This window comes from Nocardia sp. alder85J, assembly GCF_020176955.2.
In the GTDB taxonomy this organism is placed as follows: Bacteria; Actinomycetota; Actinomycetes; order Mycobacteriales; family Mycobacteriaceae; genus Nocardia.
Genome location: NZ_JAIUCZ020000001.1, coordinates 710,884 through 727,198 on the forward strand (window position 1 = coordinate 710,884; position 16,315 = coordinate 727,198).

Consider the following 16,315-nt stretch of genomic DNA (forward strand, 5'->3'; position numbering starts at 1 on the left):
CGGCGGACGAGCTGATCGTCCCCGGATACCGACCGGATTCGCCGGAAACCCATCCGCCGCTGGACTTTCCGGGCTACAAGTCGACGGCGCTGCGGCATCCGAAGCAACCGCTGCGGCTGCTGCCGGCCGGCCTCACCGAGATCACCGGGCCGGTGCTGGGCGGCGATCTGGTCCGGCCGGACGACCACGACCTGACCTTCCAGCACCGCGGCGACCCGATCGGGCAGAAGATCATCGTGTTCGGCCGGCTGCTCGACAGCGACGGCCGCCCGATCCCGGACTCGCTGATCGAGATCTGGCAGGCCAACGCCGCCGGCCGCTACCGGCACATCGGCGATCGCTGGGACGCGCCGCTGGACCCGAACTTCGACGGTGTCGGGCGCACCCTCACCGACAAACAGGGCCGCTACGAATTCGTCTCGATCAAGCCCGGCGCCTATCCGTGGGGCAACCACCACAACGCCTGGCGTCCGGCGCACATCCACTTCTCGGTCTTCGGCCGCGCGTTCCCGCAGCGGCTGGTGACCCAGATGTACTTCCCCGACGATCCGCTGTTCTCCCAGGACCCGATCTTCAATTCGATCCCCGAGGCCGCCCGGCCCCGGCTGATCTCGCGGTTCAGCCTGGACCGCACGAAACCGAACTGGGCCCTGGCCTTCGAATTCGACATCGTGCTGCGCGGCCGTGCCGCCACCCCGTTCGAGGAGCCGCACCATGACTGAGCAGTTGGCGACGACGCCGTCGCAGACCGTCGGCCCCTACCTGCACATCGGCCTGGACTGGTCCGACTACGGCAGGCATGTGGTGCCCGCAGGCACCCCCGGTGCGTTCTGGATCCGTGGTGAGGTGTTCGACGGTGCGGGACAACGTATTCCGGATGCCATGATCGAAACCTGGCAGGCCGGCCCGGACGGGCGTTTCGACCATCCCGACGACCCGCGCGGCCGGGTGTACGGCTTCCGGGGTTTCGGCCGCAGTGACACCCGGCTCGGTGAATACGCCATCCACACCGTGCATCCGGGACCGGTGCCCGGCCCGCAGGGCGCGCAGGCGCCGCATCTGGACGTCTCGGTGTTCGCCCGGGGTATGCTGCACCGGGTGGTGACCCGCCTGTACTTCCCTGAGAACGTCGCCGCCAACGCGGTCGACCCGGTGCTGAGTGCGGTTCCCGCGCAACGGCGTTCGACACTGGTCGCGACGGCCGAGCCGGGCGGCTACCGGTTCGACGTGTACCTCCAGGGCGAGGGCGAGACGGTCTTCTTCGATGTCTGATCCCGCGGCGGGAGATCCGGGCCTGTTCGACGGCATCCTCGCCGCCGGGCCGGTCGCCGCCATGGTCGGCGACCGGGCCTGGGTGCAGGCCATGCTCGACTTCGAGGGCGCACTCGCCCGCGCCGAGGCCGACACCGGGCTGATCCCCGCCGGGGCCGCTACGGCCATCGAAAGCGAATGCCGCGCAGCGTATTACGATCCGGCCGCACTGGGCGCGGCGGCGGTGGGGATCGGCAATCCCGCCGGACCGCTGGTCGGCGCGCTCACCGCGCGCGTGGCCGGGGACGCCGCCGGTTACGTGCACCTCGGCGCCACCAGTCAGGACGTCGTCGACACCGCCGCGATGCTGGTGACCGCCCGCGCGCTGGCCGCCCTCGACGCCGAGTTGCGGGCGGTGGCCGCGCGACTGGCCGAACTGGCCGAAACACATACCGATACCGTGCTGGCCGGGCGCAGCCTGTTGCAACAGGCCACGCCGATCACCTTCGGGTTCGCCGCCGCCGGCTGGCTCGGCGGTGTGCTCGCCGCGCGGGAGCGGCTGGCCGCGGTGCGTGCGCAGCGCCTCGCCGTGCAGTTCGGTGGTGCGGTCGGCACGCTGGCGGCCCTGGGCGACAACGGAATCGACGTCCTGGAGCGGCTGGCGGGCGGGCTCGGCCTGGCCGTGCCGCTGCTGCCCTGGCACACCGAGCGCAGCCGGATCACCGAGGTCGCCGCCGCGCTGGGGCAGACCTGCGGCGCCGTCGCGAAGATCGCCCGCGACCTCACCCTGCTGGCGCAGACCGAGGTGGCGGAGATCGCCGAGGAGGGGCCGCCGGGCAGCGGCGGCTCGTCGACCATGCCACACAAGCGCAATCCGGTGGCGGCGGTGCTCGCCGCGGCCGCGGCCGCGCAGGCGCCCGGCCTGGTCGCGGATCTGCTCGCCGCCGCGGCCCACGATCATCAGCGGGCCGCCGGATCCTGGCACGCGGAGTGGCGGCCGTATCGGGAGTTGTTGCGCACCACCGGTTCTGCCGTTCACTGGCTGCGCATCGCGCTGGATCGCCTGCGGGCCGACCCGGTTCGCATGCGCGCCAACCTCGATCGCACCGGTGGCCTGCTGCTGGCGGAGAACGTGTCCGTCGAGTTGCTGGCGGCCTCCGGTGGCGCGCTCGGGCGGCAGCAGGCCGGAGCAGCGGTCACCGCGTGCTGCCGCGCCGCGCTGAGCGGGGCCGGCGAACTGGCAGAGTTGCTGGCCGCGGACGCCACGATCGGAAAGTATCTGAGCCGCAGCCGGATCGACGAACTGCTGGACCCGGCCGGCTATCTCGGCTCGGCCCGGGAGTTCGTCACCCGCACGGTGCTGCGGTGGCACGAGGTCCGCGATGCGGGAGAGGACGTGGGGTGATGACCGGTATTGCCGTGAACCATGTGGTGGACGGTCCGGAAGACGGTGTGCCCGTGCTGTTGTCGGGTTCGCTGGGCAGCGATCTGCGGATGTGGGAGCCGCAGGTCGCGGCCCTGGCCGCCGCCGGCTACCGGGTGGTGCGCTACGACCATCGGGGGCACGGGAATTCGCCGGTCCCGCCCGGGCCGTACACGCTGGCCGACCTCGGCGCCGACGCGGTCGCCCTGCTCGACGAGCTGGGCCTGGACAGCGCGCACGTGGTCGGGCTGTCACTGGGCGGCATGGTCGGCATGTGGCTGGGTGAGCATGCGCCGCAGCGGATCCGGACCCTGACCCTGTGCTGCACCTCCGCCCGGCTGGGTCCGCCGGAGAGCTGGACCGCCCGCGCGGCGACCGTGCGCGCCGAGGGCATGGCCGCGATCACCGAGGCGGTGGTGCTGCGCTGGTTCACCGCGCCGTGGCGGGCCGCCCACCCGGAGCGCATCGCCGCGTTCGAGCAGATGGTGGCCGCGACCCCCGCCGAGGGATATGCCGCCTGCTGCGCCGCGATCGCGGCCATGGACATCGCGCGCGGCCTGCCCGGCATCACCGCACCCACCCTGGTGATCTCCGCCGCCGAGGATCCGGCCACCCCGCCGGAGCACGGCCGCCGGATCGCCGCGGACATCCCGCGCGCGCGGTTCGACATCGTCTCGCCGGGAGCGCATCTGGCCACCGCCGAGGCGGTGGACGCCATCAGCGACCTGATCATCGGCCACCTGAAGGAGAATTCGTGAGCAGCGCGGACGAGGGCATGCGGGTGCGGCGCGAGGTGCTCGGCAGCGCGCACGTCGATCGGGCGGTGGCCCGTACCACCGAATTCACCCGGCCGTTCCAGGAGTACATCACCGAATCGGTGTGGGGTTCGATCTGGACCCGGGACGGCCTGGATCGCCGCACCCGCAGTTGCGTTACCCTGGCGGTGCTCACCGCTCTCGGGCGGCACGAGGAGATCGGGATGCACGTGCGCGCGGCGGTGCACAACGGACTGACCGCCGCGGAGATCGCCGAGGTGCTGCTGCACACGGGGGCCTACGCGGGCGTGCCGGCGGCCAACGCCGCGTTCGCGATCGGCCAGCAGGTGCTGGCCGAACTGGGCGACGAGGCCGCACGCATACGTCCGGCCGAGGAGGACGAGGATGAGCAGCACCGAGCCGGACAGCACGATTGACGACGGCGGCCGCGGCGCGCACTACGTGCAGTCGCTCGAGCGTGGCCTTGCCGTCATCCGCGCGTTCGACGCCGACCACCCCGACCTGACCCTGTCGGATGTGGCCCGCCTGACCGGTCTCACCCGCGCCGCCGCGCGCCGATTCCTGTTGACGCTCACCGATCTCGGCTATGTCCGCACCGACGGCAAACGGTTCTCGCTCACCGCGAAGGTGCTGGAACTGGGCTATTCGTACCTGTCGAGCATGACCCTGCCGGAAGTGGCCCAGCCACATCTGGAACGACTGTCGGCCGCGGTCCGCGAATCGAGTTCGGTCTCGGTGCTCGACGGCCCCGACGTGGTGTATGTGGCCCGGGTGGCGGTGTCGCGGATCATGACCGTCAGCATCAACATCGGCACCCGCTTCCCGGCCTACGCCACCTCGATGGGTCATGTGCTGCTGGCGGGCCTGACCCCGCGGCAACTCGACGACTACCTGGCGGATACCCGCCTCATCGGCCTGACCTCCAACACCGTCACCGAACCGGCGCAGCTGCGCGGCGAACTGGAAAAGGTTCGTGCCCAGGGCTATTCGCTGGTCGATCAGGAGTTGGAGGCCGGCCTGCGCTCGGTGGCGGCCCCGGTGCACGACAGCGCGGGCGCGGTGGTCGCCGCGATCAACATCTCCACCCACGCCTCCCGCCGCGGCCTCGAGGAGATCCACGGCGATCTGCTCCCGCACCTGCGGATCGCCGCCCGGGGCATCGAAGCGGACATGGCCGCGGCCCGGCGGGTCACCCGGCTCGGCTGAGCGTGCGGCTCAGCTGGTCTGCGTGCCCGACCAGCCGAAACTGAACGAGTGCCCCTTCGACGTGCACCCGATGGCGCCGCGCCCGCCGCCGTAGCAACTGGCTCCGGCATAGGAGATGGTGCTGTCGTATCCGTTGGCGTCCGAGGGCAACGACAGACTCCCCGGCTGCCCGTGCTGGACCCACTCCGGGTGCGCGGGCAGGAACGGGATGTCGATGACCAGATCGGTCACGGGAAGAATGTTGTACCACTTGGCGATTCCCGCCGGGATGTCGCACCCCGCACTGCCGTCGGGGTGTATCGAGCAGTTCGCGCCGCCGGCGCTGAAATAGACGGTGTCGCCCACCAGATACGGCGCCACATCGACCTGAAGATCGGCCGCCCGCATCGGCGCCGCCCCGGCCACCGCGCCACCGGCCACCGACAGGCCCGCCGCCGCGACCGCCGCCCCGAGCATGGTTCGTGCCCGCATGAACCCTCCTGATCCGCACCGTCCACCTCGGACGGCAAAATCTGAAATAGCCTCTGTCACTTTCGGTTTCGTCAGGTCCCGTCGACCGGGACCGACTGGAGGCTACCCCGCCGGCCACCGTCCTACACCGGACATCCCATCATCGGGTGACCGGCGCGGCCGATTTCCGCTCGGGCTCAGTTCTGCTGGGAGGCGGACAGATCCGGTGGCTGCCGCCGTCGCCTGCGCTTGCGATCCTTGTCGGGGAACGGGTCGAGCGAGTCGATGAACAGGTAGAGCAGGATCGCCACGATCGCGACCAGGCTGCCCAGGATCAGCGGCCCGGCCACCGCTGCCACGGGCACCGCGACCACCAGCAGCCACCGGTTCCGGACGTGCGGGCGGGCGAGCACGACGCTGCCCGCCACGAACAGCACCGCACCGGCCCCCAGCAGCACGAGTGCCGACGTGGTGTGCGAGGTCTCGTGCCAGGCCAGCGGCAGTACCGCGGTGGTGAGGTGTGCGATCCCGTCCCGATTCTTCAGGTGCCACAGTTCCGTGACGACCGGAATCGCGGCGATCACCACCGCGAGCAGTTGCACGACGAGCCCGGCCGGCTGCCAGGCCCGCCGATCGGCTACGGGTGCGAGCCGTCCGGGTGAATGTCTCCCGGCCGCATCAGGGTCCATGCCGGCGAGGATAAACCGCGAAGTGTGAGCAAAGCATTGACTTCGTGGCCCGTCATACCGGGCGACCACCGTTCGCGACCGCGGGTACGGCGCCGTCCGGGTCGTACAGGGTGCCGGACCGGTACCGGGTGGTGAAATTGCCGACGGCGTGCCGGAACAGGCGCTGGTCGCCGACGAGCACCGCGGCGGCGGCCAATTGGAGCGTGAAGCCCGCGCGGTGCCGCAGCGCGCGCTCGATCAGGCCCTCCTCCCGGGCGACGGCGGATACCGCGCCGGCGCCGTAGAAGCTGATCAGCGCGGCGACATCGATGGCCGGATCGCCGAGGCAACTGTGGTCGAAGTCGATCAGCGAGCGGACCTCCCGGCTCCGCCACAGGATGTTGTGCGGCCCGAAATCGCCGTGCACGAAGCCGATCGGCGCATCCCGCTCCACCGCGAGGATGTCCCGCATCACCGTGTCGGCCGCGGCGGCGCTGTCGGCCGGGAGGTGGGGCAGCACCGAATCGGTGACGATACCGGGCCAGTCCTCGCCGCCGCACCAACTGCGCGGGGGTGGCAGGGGAGTCTCGGACGCCGCCGGGCGGATCGCGTGCAGATCGCGCAGCAGCCCACCCAATTCGTCCGCGACGGTGGACCATTCGGGTTGCGGCCGCTCGTCGCCGGGCACCCGGGTGACCAGCATCGCCGAGTGTTTCGCGGTGTCGATCACGCCGGACAGCGGCCGCGGATGTTCGACGGGTAGTCGTAACGCGGTCACCGCGGTCAGGGTGGCGAGTTCGCGGGCCAGGCGGTGTGGCTGCGGGCCGTGGCAGGAGATCCGCGCGACGGCGGAGTCGGTCACCACCACATGGTGGAAGCAGCCCTTGTGGATGGTGGCCCACTGCCATTCGTGCTCGGGTGCGACATCGGTGAGCCAGGTGAGCAATTCGGTCTGCATCAGGCGCGGCCACCCGTGTGGCGGCCGGAAAGTACGTACACGCTTACCGATTATGGTCTGTCGGGACATCGTTCGATCCCGCACGGCCCCCTCCGGTCCGGCATCCGGCGGGCAATCGGCAACCGCGCTGGTGCCGGTATATCTACAGCCCATTGACAGCTCGGCAGCGTGTCGTTAATGTGACAACCCGCCAATGCAGGACCTATTCGGCAGTTGATGTTGTTCGTTGGTAACACCTATCGCGGAATGTTTGGAGAGCGGCCGTGTTTCGGTCGCCCGGTATCGAGGCCAAGGAAAGTGGATTGACCGAACACTCGCCGACAGTGCCGAGTGAGAGCAGCTCACAACCTCGCGCCTCGAAAGGGTGGGCCAGATCTCGGACAGCGCAGAGCATTCGCACACGAGTGCTGGCAATCGTCCTGATACCCTGCCTCGCCCTGCTGGTCACGGGCTCGATCCTCGTGGTGAACCTGAGCAGTCAGGCGCGTTCCGCGGCCCGCTGGTCGGATCTGGTGAGTCGCCAGATCGAGCCGTTGGCCACCTTCGCGGTGGCGACGGAGGACGAGCGCGCGATCAGTCTCATGGTGGTGGCCGGAGATCCCCAGATCACGGCCGAACTGCCCGCGGATCGTGCTCGGCTGGACAAGGCGCTCGCGGCGATCATCGATCTCTCTCTCCAGATGCAGCCGCTCAATCCGAAGGGCCTGGCGAAGTCGTCACCGGCCATCCGCGCGGTCGGAGCCCAGCTGCCGGTCATCCGGCAGGCCATCGACCTGCACCACGCCACCCTCGCCGATGTGGACAACTACTACTCCCAGCTCGTCGGCATCATGGCGATGGGCTTCGAGGGGATCGCGCCCTTCACTCCGAGCCCGGCGAGCGCGGCCGAGGAGATGACGACCGGGGCGTTCGCCCGGATGGTCGATCTGCACTCGCGCGCAGTGGGTATCGCCGCCGCGGCGACGGTCTCGGGTCCGCTGAACAACGACGACAAACGCGCGATCGCCCTGCTGGTCGGTGGTTTTCGCAACGATCTCGACGCGCTGACCTCGAAATTCACCCCCGCCGACCAGGCGGTGTACCAGAAGCTGATCGACAGTCCGCAGTGGCACAGCGACCTCGACGCCGAGGATCAGCTGGTGAGCCGTGGTGCGGTGCCGCTGTCCGACGACGAGGCCCGCGTGGTCGTGGTGTCCGTGCAGGATCAGCTGCTGACGCTGTTCAAGACACATGCGGAGTATGCGAATTCGCTGGTCGCCGATGCGGCCCACCGGCTGCTGGTCCGGTCGATCCTCGCCGGGGTCGGCGTCGCGCTCATCACCCTGCTCGCGTTCACGATCGCGTTCCTGATGGCGAACGGGCTGGTCCGGCGGTTGCGCTCGCTGCGGTCCAGGACGTTGCACCTGGCCGATGAGACCCTGCCCGCGATCATCCAGCGGTTGCACGACGGTGAGCAGGTCGATGTCGCCGAGGCCGAGGCCGCGGTGACATCGGACCGCGGCCGTGACGAAATCGCGCAGGTGGCAGCGGCATTCAGCAGCGCGCAGCGCACGGCCATGGCCGCCGCCACCGCCGAGGCGCGAACCCGCAACGGCTTCAACAAGGTCTTCGTCGACATCGCCCGGCGCAGTCAGGTACTCGTGCGCCGGCAGATGGACGTCCTCGACGTCGCCCAGGCCAAGCAGCACGATCCAGAACATCTCGAATTGCTGTTCCAGCTCGATCATCTCGCCACTCGAGCCCGCCGCAACGCCGAGAATCTGCTGATCCTCGGTGGTGCGCAGCCCGGCCGCCGGTGGCGCGAGCCGGTGGCGGTCGAGCAGATCGTGCGCAGCGCCGCCTCGGAGACACAGGATTTCGCGCGGGTGAGCGCGATCCGCATGCCGGATGCCTGGGTGCACAGCAATGCCGTGGCCGACCTCATCCACCTGCTGGCCGAGCTGATCGACAACGCGACGCTGTTCTCGCCGCCGGAGGCGCCGGTGACCGTGCACGGCAGCCTGGTCAGCCGCGGCCTGGTGATCGAGATCGTGGATCAGGGTCTCGGTATCCGCTTCGAGGAACGCGAGCGGCTCAACGAGTTGCTGCGCAATCCGCCGGAGTTCCAGGAGATGACGCTGGCGGGCCACCGGCACCTGGGTCTGTTCGTGGTCAGCCGGCTGGCCCGGCGCCACGACATCACGGTCGGTCTCCAGCAATCCGCCTACGGCGGCGTGAACGCGGTGGTGCTGGTCCCCGGCGAGATCCTGGATCTCGTTGCGCCCGAGGCCGGTCCGGAGCCGGACGAGGTGAAGCCGCCGGCCCCGCCGGAGCACCTGCCGCGGCCGGTGCTGGATGTGGTGCCGTCGCAGCCGGCGTCCGACCTGTCGCAGTTGCCGCCGTGGCCGGGCTCCGTCCCGGTCGCACCCTCGGGTAACGGCAGTTCGCCCGGACTGCCCCGGCTGGCGCCGACCGGTCGCTCCCGGACCCCACTGCCGAAGCGGGAGCGGCAGAGTCACCTCGCGCCGCAGTTGCGTCTCGAGGAGCATCAGCCCGACACCACACCGGATCTGCTCCCGCCCGAGCGCCGTGCACCCGAGCAGATCCGGCACTCCATGGCCGCCTTCCAGCGCGGAACCCACCGGGCACGGACGAACACCCCACCCACCGAACATGACGACGAACGGTCAGAACGTGAGCAATGACGTGACGGGCCAGGCTGCCCGCAATGCTTTGGACTGGCTGCTGGACAGCCTGGTCGGCCGAGTGCCGGGGTCCGAACATGCGATGGTCCTCTCGGCCGACGGCCTGGCGCTGGCACGGTCGAAGCGGCTGGGCCGGGAGGATGCCGAGCATCTCGCCGCCATCGCCTCCGCGTTGCACAGTCTCGCGCGCGGTGTCGGCGACCGGTTCAGCAAGGGCGACGTCCAGCAGACGGTGATCGAACTCGCCGGTGGCTACCTGGTGGTGACCGAGGCCGGACAGGGCGCCTGCCTGGCCCTGCTCGCCGCGATCGACGCCGATCTGGGCCTGATCGCGTACGAGATCAACGTCATCGTCGGGCAGGTCGGTGAGCAGCTGACCGCGCTGCCGCGGGGTGCGTCCGCGTTTCCGCGGGTGTCACCGGCATCGTGAACTATCACCAGGGTGACCCCTGGGAGGCGGACGACGACCCCGGTCCACTCGTCCGCCCGTTCGCCGTGACCCGGGGTCGTGCCGGGAAATACGTCAACGCGCTCGACATGCTCACGCTCGTCGTCGCCGTCCGGGCGGAGACCGAGGCCGCGACACTGGACCGGGAATACGCGGAGATCGTGCGGCTCTGCCAGGGCAGGCCGATATCGATCGCCGAACTCGCCGCCCACCTGAACCTGTTGCTGGCCGCGGTCAAGGTCCTGATCGGCGATCTGGTCGACTCCGGGCATGTCATCTACCGATCCCCGACACCGGCGGCGAGCGGCCCCGATCCGGAACTATTGCAGGCGGTACTCGATGGCATACGCAGACTCTGATCGACTGAACTCGGTGCAGGCCGTCAAGCTGTTGGTCGCGGGCGGATTCGGGGTCGGCAAGACCACGATGGTCGGTGCGGTCAGCGAGATCGCCCCGCTGCGCACCGAGGAGCGGCTGTCGGAGCTCGGCACTGCCGTCGACGACGTGACCGGTCTGGACGGTAAGAAAACCACCACTGTCGCACTGGATTTCGGCCGCATCACGATCAGTCCGGAAGTGGTGGTGTATCTGTTCGGCACCCCCGGGCAGGACCGGTTCTGGTTCGTCTGGAAGGAACTGTCGGTCGGTGCGCTCGGTGCGGTGGTCATCGCCGACACCCGCCGGATCACGGAATCCTTCGCCGCGGTGGACTATTTCGAATCCCGCCGGATCCCGTTCGTCGTCGCCGCGAACTGCTTCGACGGCGCCGACATCTACGCCGAGGACGAGATCCGCGGCGCGCTCGACCTTCCCGACTCCATCCCGGTCCAGCTCTGCGACGCCCGCAACCGGGAATCGGCGAAGAGCGTGCTGGTGCTCCTGCTCGAACACGTCCAGCGAACCTCGGCCGGGCACCCGCCCGCCCGCAACTGAGCGGCGTTCCCGCATACCGCTCTCCGTCACCGGCGGCGATTGCTACAGTGTGGCATCCGGAGCGACACGAGGGGATCGCGTGCTGCCGGTGCGAAGGGGGAGGACCCGGTGCGCAGTCGGCTGTGGAATCGACTGCGGCACAGTCCTGACCGGAGGATCGGTGTGGCGGCGGTCGTCGCGCTCGTCGTCGTGGTGACGGTCACCGTGGTCGGTCTCGCCGGCCACCGGTCACCGGCGGCCGTCGCGAATCAAGTTGTGGCCGAACCGAGTTCGACGTCCGGTGGGGGAGCGCCCTGGTTCGCGCCGATCGCCGTGAGCGCCCCCGCGCCCGAGCAGATGTGGGTGCTGGGCACCCGCGGGCCGTGTGCGGCCGGAACCTCGTGCCCGCAGCTGGAACATTCCGCCGACGGTGGCCGGAGCTGGCGGACGATGCCGACGCCGGATGCCGACATGACCGCACCGGGCGGCGTTCCCAGCACGTGGGCCGGGGTCACCTTCGCCGATCCGAGCGCCGGATGGGTCTACGGCGGCGGGCTGTGGTCGACGCGCGACGGGGGCATCACCTGGCAGCCGAAGCCGTTGCCCGACAACGCCGGCGCCTACTGGCAGTTCACCTTCGCGGACCGGGACAACGGCTGGGCCACCGGCGCCCGGCACCTGTGGTCCACCCACGACGGCGGCACGACCTGGCGCCGGGTCGACATACCGGGCGAGAGGTGGTCGGTGGCGGTGGACGGCTCCACGGTCCGGACCGCCACCGTCGACGGTGACGCGGAGATCCGGGTGAGCTCCAGCCCGATCGGCGCCGACGACTGGACGGTGGCCGATCTCGGCCGCCATGCTCCCGCGGGTGGCCCGGTGCTGCCGTCCGTGACCGCACGCGGCGGCCACGCCTGGGTGATCGTCCAGGGCCGCGGCACGATCGCGACGATGCGAACGGTCGGCGGTCACTGGCAGGACTGGACCGCGCCCCACTGTGGCGGCAACGGCGTCGGCACGCTCGACGCGACGTCCGCCGGCCCGATCTACCTGGTGTGCGGACGTCCCGGTCCCGCGGAAAGCCGCACCGGCGAACAGGTTTTCGTCTCCACCGACGGTGGCGACAGTTTCACCGGAACGTCGACACTATGGCCACAGGTGGCCGACGTGTACCTGATGTCCGCCGGCCCCGGCCACCTCGTGGCGGCCGTGTCCGACACCTCCGCCGGGGCCCGGTTGCTGCTCAGTGCCGATGCGAGCCGGAGCTGGCAGCCGGTCTACGCCGGCTCACCCCGCACCAGCATCGGCGGCGGTGAATTCGTCTCGCCGACCGCCGGTTACGTGCTCCTCCAGGACGAGCTGGGCGCGAACCGGCTGCTGCTCACCGCCGACGGCGGCCGCACCTGGGCCGAGGCCGGATTCGCCGACTGAACCACCGCGGCGGAACGCGGCCGGATTCGCCGACCGGCATCCCGCGCCGGGATCGGCCGCGCCTAACCGGGTTTCAGCTGGGTGCGGCGACGCCGATCGCGCAACCAGCGGACCGCCCGGACCGCGATCAGGCCCAGCATCGTCAGCAGGAGCAGGATCGCGATGAAGGCCACTACCGGCACCACCAGCGCCAGCACGGTGAGGACGAGCGCTGTGCCGTCCTCGGCGGTGGAGACGACCGGATTGCCCACGCCCGCTGTGGTTCCCGTGACGAACGGGCGCGCCACCGTGCGGCCGATGTGCACACTGCCGGCGGTGACGGCGCCGAGGACGGCGGCGACCGCGGGTGGCAGATGCGAGGACACGCTGGTGTCGGCGGCGAACAGGATCGCCCCGGAGGTCGGCGCCACCAGGGTGCCGACGCCGTGCAGCACCGAATCCAGCGCCGGGATCTTGTCGCCGACGAAGTCGAGCACGCAGAGGATGGCTATGCCGGCGATGACCGGTGTCGACGACAGCCAGCCGTAGGAGTGGCCCAGGTCGATCCACCCGGCCCGGTCGCCGACGGCGACGACCAGCAGGGGAAGCCAGGCATTGAGACCGGCCGCGCCGGACAGGACGAAGGCGCCGAGAACCGCGGCGACGGCCGCAGAGATGTCCATACCCCAAGTGTGCCGGTACGCACCGACATCGACGGGGTTGTGAACGAGAGCGATGTGCGAGCGGCGACGAAAAGTACGTTTGCGTTCTTTATTTCGACGCAGCTGTTCTGGCGAATAGAACGTAGTCGTTCCATGCTCGTATCGCGACGGCTCGCCTGTCATCGTAGAACACCGTGACGCACCCGGGAATCGCCGCGGCCGCGGACGTCGACGTCACCCGGCTGCCGCGCGCCGAATGGCGGCAACGCAACGAGGCCGCCGGTATCGGCGTCTTCCGGCATCCGCGCGAGGCCCGGGTCTCGCGGCCGGTTGTGTGAATCAGGCCGCCCCTGGGTGGTTTTCGCGGTAGCGACCGGGTGGGGCGCCGAACTCTTTCTTGAAGGCGTTCGAGAACGCGTAGGGGTTGGCGTAGCCGACCCGACCGGCGATGGCCGACAGCGGGTCGGTGGTGTCGCGGAGCAGGGCGGCGGCCCGGGTCAGGCGCCACCAGGTGAGGTATCCCATCGGGGGCCTGCCCACCAGGGCGGTGAACCGGCGGGTCAGGGTGGCGCGGGAGACACCGGTCTCGGCGGCGAGCGACTCGTTGCTCCACGGCGCGGCCGGATCGGTGTGCAGGGCCCGCAGGGCGGCGGCGGTGACCGGATCGCCGAGCACCGCGGGCCAGACACCGGTGCTGCTCTCGGCCATCCAGGCGCGAATCATGTAGACCAGCAACAGGTCCAGCAGGCTCGGCACCGCGATGCACGAGCCCGGGCCGCGCCGGTCCACCTCCCGGCCCAGCAGGTCCACGGCGGCACGGAGTTCGACGTGATCGCCGACGCGGGCCGGGAGGTGGATGAGGTTCGGCAGTTCCGCGATCATCGGATGCCGCCCGCGCTCGTCCAGCCGGTACTTTCCGCACAGCACCTCGAATCGTGCGGTACCCGAGGAGGTTTCGGGCTCCCGGCGGGCATACCACTGCTCGAACGGAATCGCCCGCGACCCGGCCCGGGTGTCGGCGGGGCCGTCGGAGAGCAGGTGCCCGGTCCCGTGCGGCAGCAGGACCGCGTCACCGGTACCCAGTAGCACCGGCTCGCCCTCGTCGGGCAGCACCCAGCAACTGCCGCGCAGCACGATGTGGAAACCGGCACCCTCGTACGGGCTCAGCCGCGTGCACCAGTCGCGGTCCGCCGTGCACAGCCGGCTCGTGGTCGGTTGCCCGAGACGCATCGCGGCGATCGCGTCACTGAGCACATCCATCGGCCCAGGATACCGAGAACTCTCATGTATGAGCAGATCGAGTATCCAGATGAGCAGAATATGCATTGATCGACTCGAAGTGGTCTCCATAGGCTCGTCGGCATGGAGAGTTCACAGAGCATCGTGCTGGGGGATGTCGAGATCTTCCGCGTCCTCGAATGGCAGGGGCCCCTGCTGCCCGGACCCGATCTGCTGCCCGGCAGCACCGAGCAGATCTGGTCCGGCAACGTGGACTGGCTGGTCCCCGAGCATCAGGAACCGGGCACCGGACTGGTGGTCGCCACGGTGCAGACCTGGGTGTTGCGCAGCGCCGGCCGCACGATCCTGATCGACACCGGTGTCGGCAACGGCCGGGACCGGCCCAGCCGCCCGCTGTTCCACCGCCGCACCGGGGACTTCCTCGACCGCCTGGCCCGGGCGGGCGTACGGCCCGGCGACGTCGATCTGGTCGTCAACACCCACGTGCACGGCGACCACGTCGGCTGGAACACCGTCGACGCCGACGGCGAATGGGTACCGGCATTCCCCAACGCGCACTACCTGATTCCCGCCGTGGACGACGCGTGGTTCGGCCCCGCCAACGGCTACGCGCGCGGCCGCCGCCCCGACGACGAACTCCTCTACGAGGACAGCATCGCCCCCGTCCACCGCGCCGGCCGCGCGATCCTCTGGGACGACAGTTACCGCGTCGACGACAACCTCACCCTGGAATCCGCCCCCGGCCACACGCCGGGCTCCGCGGTCGTGCACCTCGCCTCCGGCGCCGATCGCGCGGTGTTCGTCGGCGACCTGGTCCACAGCCCGCTCCAGCTGTTGCACCCCGCGTGCAGCAGCTGCCTGTGCCAGGACCCGGAGCAAGCCGCCACCACCCGCCACCGCATCCTCGAACGAGCCGCCGACACCGGGGAATTGGTGGTTCCCGCCCATTTCGCCGGCGCGGGAGCGGTCGAGATCCGCCGAGCCGGAACACAATTCACACTCGGTGACTGGCCCTCCCCGTTGAGTGAGCCCCGCCGCACTCCCTGATCGCCGCGCGGCGAGCCCGCCGCCGCCGCCCCAGCCCGACTGCTGGTGGCCGCAGATCGGCATCGAGGGGTCGAGCATCGCGATGGTTGCCATCGGCGTCAAGGCAAGACCCGGGCAGCGGCGGCGGCCGTGCGTCAGCAGCCGGCCAAGGCCACCGCTCGCGCCATGAGCGCATCCGCGACCGGCCGGGACCGGCGCCCGAGCCCGCACGCGCAGGCGACCCCGTCGACCCGGCGGCCGAGCGCGTTCTCGATGGACTGCAACGTCTTCCGCTGCTGCGCCTCGGTGGGGGAGTCGTGCACGAAGCCCGCGTGGAACCTGGTTCCCGCGGGCAGGGCCAGATCCGCGAGCGGCGCGTAGAACCGTTCCCCGGTGGCCGGCGGTCTGCCGCCCGCGGCGAACGGGGCATGCACATATTCCAGGGTCCGCCCCGCCGGCCATTGTCGCGCAACGGAATTGGCGAGGTCGACCAACGGACGCGCACTGCGCAGCGGTACCCCCTTGTTGTGCAGGCTCCCCACACAAAGGTGCACCCCGAACCGAGTGCCCTCCGGCGCCGCCGCCGCGAGCCCCGCGATCCCCCGGCCCAGGCCCAACCGGCGATCCAGCGAACGCTGGAACGGCTGGGCCAGCGCCATCGACACCAATTCCGCGGTGGCCTCCAGCTGAACGACGACCTCCGTCCCGGCCGACTGCGCGATCGCGGCGATCTCACGGCCGGTGGCCGCGGCGAAAGCCGCCCGCTGGGACCGCACTCCGCGCACACCCAGCGCGATGAACGCCAGACTCAGATCGGTCGGCATCCCGACCTGCAACCGGAGCTCCGGCAGATCCCGGGCGTCACGCACCGCCGCGAACACCGGCATCGCCTCCGCGGCCTCCCGGCCGTAACCGAGGTCCATCACCTCACCGCTGAGCGTCTTCCCCTGCGGCACCCGGTATCTCGGCAGATCGCGGAGCGTCCGCCACTCTCCGGCCTTGGCGACCTCGAGCGCACCCTGAGCGACCAGGTCTTCCAGAATCGGCCGAATGTAGTACTCGTAACGCCGCACCTCACCGGTCGGCAGCGTCCGCAACAGCGGACCGGCGCAGTCGGCCATCGCCCCCATCGCGTCCGCCGTGCTCGCCGCCGGGAAACTCCCCACGAAATGCACATCGCGCGAACGCATGACGCTCATCAT

19 protein-coding genes are annotated in these 16,315 nt (G+C 70.3%); 13 read left to right on the forward strand and 6 right to left on the reverse strand.

The annotated features are described in order from the left end of the window. The first annotated feature begins 11 nt into the window (after positions 1-11). Genes pcaH through LBW94_RS03330 form a run of 6 tightly spaced genes read left to right on the forward strand, consistent with a single transcriptional unit; the run spans position 12 to position 4,656 of the window. Positions 12-722 (forward strand): protocatechuate 3,4-dioxygenase subunit beta, encoded by a 711-nt coding sequence (gene pcaH / locus LBW94_RS03305; protein WP_225056649.1) that lies wholly within the window; start codon positions 12-14, stop codon positions 720-722. Beyond that, positions 715-1,272 carry a protocatechuate 3,4-dioxygenase subunit alpha gene (gene pcaG / locus LBW94_RS03310; RefSeq protein ID WP_225056289.1) on the forward strand — a complete coding sequence of 186 codons (558 nt, stop codon included), beginning with the start codon at positions 715-717 and terminating at the stop codon, positions 1,270-1,272. The genes pcaH and pcaG overlap by 8 nt, the downstream gene beginning before the upstream one ends. After that, positions 1,265-2,656: a 3-carboxy-cis,cis-muconate cycloisomerase gene (pcaB, locus tag LBW94_RS03315; RefSeq protein WP_225056288.1), complete on the forward strand. Its 1,392-nt coding sequence runs from the start codon at positions 1,265-1,267 to the stop codon at positions 2,654-2,656. The genes pcaG and pcaB overlap by 8 nt, the downstream gene beginning before the upstream one ends. Continuing rightward, a complete protein-coding gene (gene pcaD / locus LBW94_RS03320; RefSeq protein ID WP_225056287.1) occupies positions 2,656-3,432 on the forward strand; it encodes a 3-oxoadipate enol-lactonase in 777 nt (258 codons plus the stop codon). The genes pcaB and pcaD overlap by 1 nt, the downstream gene beginning before the upstream one ends. Continuing rightward, positions 3,429-3,866, forward strand: a complete 438-nt coding sequence (pcaC, locus tag LBW94_RS03325) for a 4-carboxymuconolactone decarboxylase (RefSeq protein WP_225056285.1) — start codon at positions 3,429-3,431, stop codon at positions 3,864-3,866. Before pcaD ends, pcaC begins: the two co-directional genes overlap by 4 nt. After that, positions 3,835-4,656 carry an IclR family transcriptional regulator domain-containing protein gene (locus LBW94_RS03330; RefSeq protein ID WP_225056283.1) on the forward strand — a complete coding sequence of 274 codons (822 nt, stop codon included), beginning with the start codon at positions 3,835-3,837 and terminating at the stop codon, positions 4,654-4,656. The genes pcaC and LBW94_RS03330 overlap by 32 nt, the downstream gene beginning before the upstream one ends. 9 nt (positions 4,657-4,665) lie before the next feature. Here LBW94_RS03330 and LBW94_RS03335 read toward each other — a convergent pair whose 3' ends face one another. The 3 genes from LBW94_RS03335 to LBW94_RS03345 all read right to left on the reverse strand — a co-directional run bounded on the left by LBW94_RS03335 (position 4,666) and on the right by LBW94_RS03345 (position 6,732). Beyond that, entirely contained in the window at positions 4,666-5,127 is a 462-nt protein-coding gene (locus LBW94_RS03335; RefSeq protein WP_225056282.1) for a hypothetical protein, read from the reverse strand. A gap of 176 nt (positions 5,128-5,303) precedes the next feature. Then, positions 5,304-5,795, reverse strand: a complete 492-nt coding sequence (locus LBW94_RS03340) for a hypothetical protein (protein ID WP_225056280.1) — start codon at positions 5,793-5,795, stop codon at positions 5,304-5,306. Positions 5,796-5,847: 52 nt separating this feature from the next. Continuing rightward, the gene (locus tag LBW94_RS03345; RefSeq protein ID WP_225056278.1) at positions 5,848-6,732 is read right to left on the reverse strand and encodes an aminoglycoside phosphotransferase family protein; all 885 of its coding nucleotides are present in this window, start codon (positions 6,730-6,732) and stop codon (positions 5,848-5,850) included. A gap of 404 nt (positions 6,733-7,136) precedes the next feature. Here LBW94_RS03345 and LBW94_RS03350 point away from each other — a divergent pair, with 404 nt between their 5' ends. The 5 genes from LBW94_RS03350 to LBW94_RS03370 all read left to right on the forward strand — a co-directional run bounded on the left by LBW94_RS03350 (position 7,137) and on the right by LBW94_RS03370 (position 12,207). After that, positions 7,137-9,416, forward strand: a complete 2,280-nt coding sequence (locus LBW94_RS03350; protein ID WP_225056277.1) for a nitrate- and nitrite sensing domain-containing protein — start codon at positions 7,137-7,139, stop codon at positions 9,414-9,416. Continuing rightward, positions 9,406-9,846, forward strand: coding sequence for a roadblock/LC7 domain-containing protein (locus LBW94_RS03355; RefSeq protein WP_225056275.1), 441 nt, complete (start codon positions 9,406-9,408; stop codon positions 9,844-9,846). Before LBW94_RS03350 ends, LBW94_RS03355 begins: the two co-directional genes overlap by 11 nt. Further along, positions 9,843-10,223 carry a DUF742 domain-containing protein gene (locus tag LBW94_RS03360; protein WP_225056273.1) on the forward strand — a complete coding sequence of 127 codons (381 nt, stop codon included), beginning with the start codon at positions 9,843-9,845 and terminating at the stop codon, positions 10,221-10,223. The genes LBW94_RS03355 and LBW94_RS03360 overlap by 4 nt, the downstream gene beginning before the upstream one ends. After that, positions 10,204-10,797, forward strand: a complete 594-nt coding sequence (locus LBW94_RS03365) for a GTP-binding protein (RefSeq protein ID WP_225056271.1) — start codon at positions 10,204-10,206, stop codon at positions 10,795-10,797. The genes LBW94_RS03360 and LBW94_RS03365 overlap by 20 nt, the downstream gene beginning before the upstream one ends. A gap of 162 nt (positions 10,798-10,959) precedes the next feature. Continuing rightward, on the forward strand, positions 10,960-12,207 hold the full coding sequence (locus tag LBW94_RS03370) for a YCF48-related protein (protein ID WP_225056270.1): 1,248 nt from the start codon (positions 10,960-10,962) through the stop codon (positions 12,205-12,207). A gap of 62 nt (positions 12,208-12,269) precedes the next feature. Here LBW94_RS03370 and LBW94_RS03375 read toward each other — a convergent pair whose 3' ends face one another. Then, positions 12,270-12,869 (reverse strand): DUF4126 domain-containing protein, encoded by a 600-nt coding sequence (locus LBW94_RS03375; RefSeq protein ID WP_225056268.1) that lies wholly within the window; start codon positions 12,867-12,869, stop codon positions 12,270-12,272. A 173-nt stretch (positions 12,870-13,042) separates the two neighbouring features. Between LBW94_RS03375 and LBW94_RS03380 the strand changes: the two genes are divergently transcribed. Further along, entirely contained in the window at positions 13,043-13,186 is a 144-nt protein-coding gene (locus LBW94_RS03380; protein WP_225056267.1) for a hypothetical protein, read from the forward strand. Position 13,187: 1 nt separating this feature from the next. Here the strand turns inward: LBW94_RS03380 and LBW94_RS03385 are convergent, their stop codons facing one another. Then, the gene (locus LBW94_RS03385) at positions 13,188-14,108 is read right to left on the reverse strand and encodes an AraC family transcriptional regulator (RefSeq protein ID WP_225056265.1); all 921 of its coding nucleotides are present in this window, start codon (positions 14,106-14,108) and stop codon (positions 13,188-13,190) included. A 102-nt stretch (positions 14,109-14,210) separates the two neighbouring features. Here LBW94_RS03385 and LBW94_RS03390 point away from each other — a divergent pair, with 102 nt between their 5' ends. Next, positions 14,211-15,134, forward strand: coding sequence for an MBL fold metallo-hydrolase (locus tag LBW94_RS03390; protein WP_225056263.1), 924 nt, complete (start codon positions 14,211-14,213; stop codon positions 15,132-15,134). A 134-nt stretch (positions 15,135-15,268) separates the two neighbouring features. Here LBW94_RS03390 and LBW94_RS03395 read toward each other — a convergent pair whose 3' ends face one another. After that, positions 15,269-16,303 (reverse strand): hypothetical protein, encoded by a 1,035-nt coding sequence (locus LBW94_RS03395; RefSeq protein ID WP_225056261.1) that lies wholly within the window; start codon positions 16,301-16,303, stop codon positions 15,269-15,271. Positions 16,304-16,315: the final 12 nt, after the last annotated feature.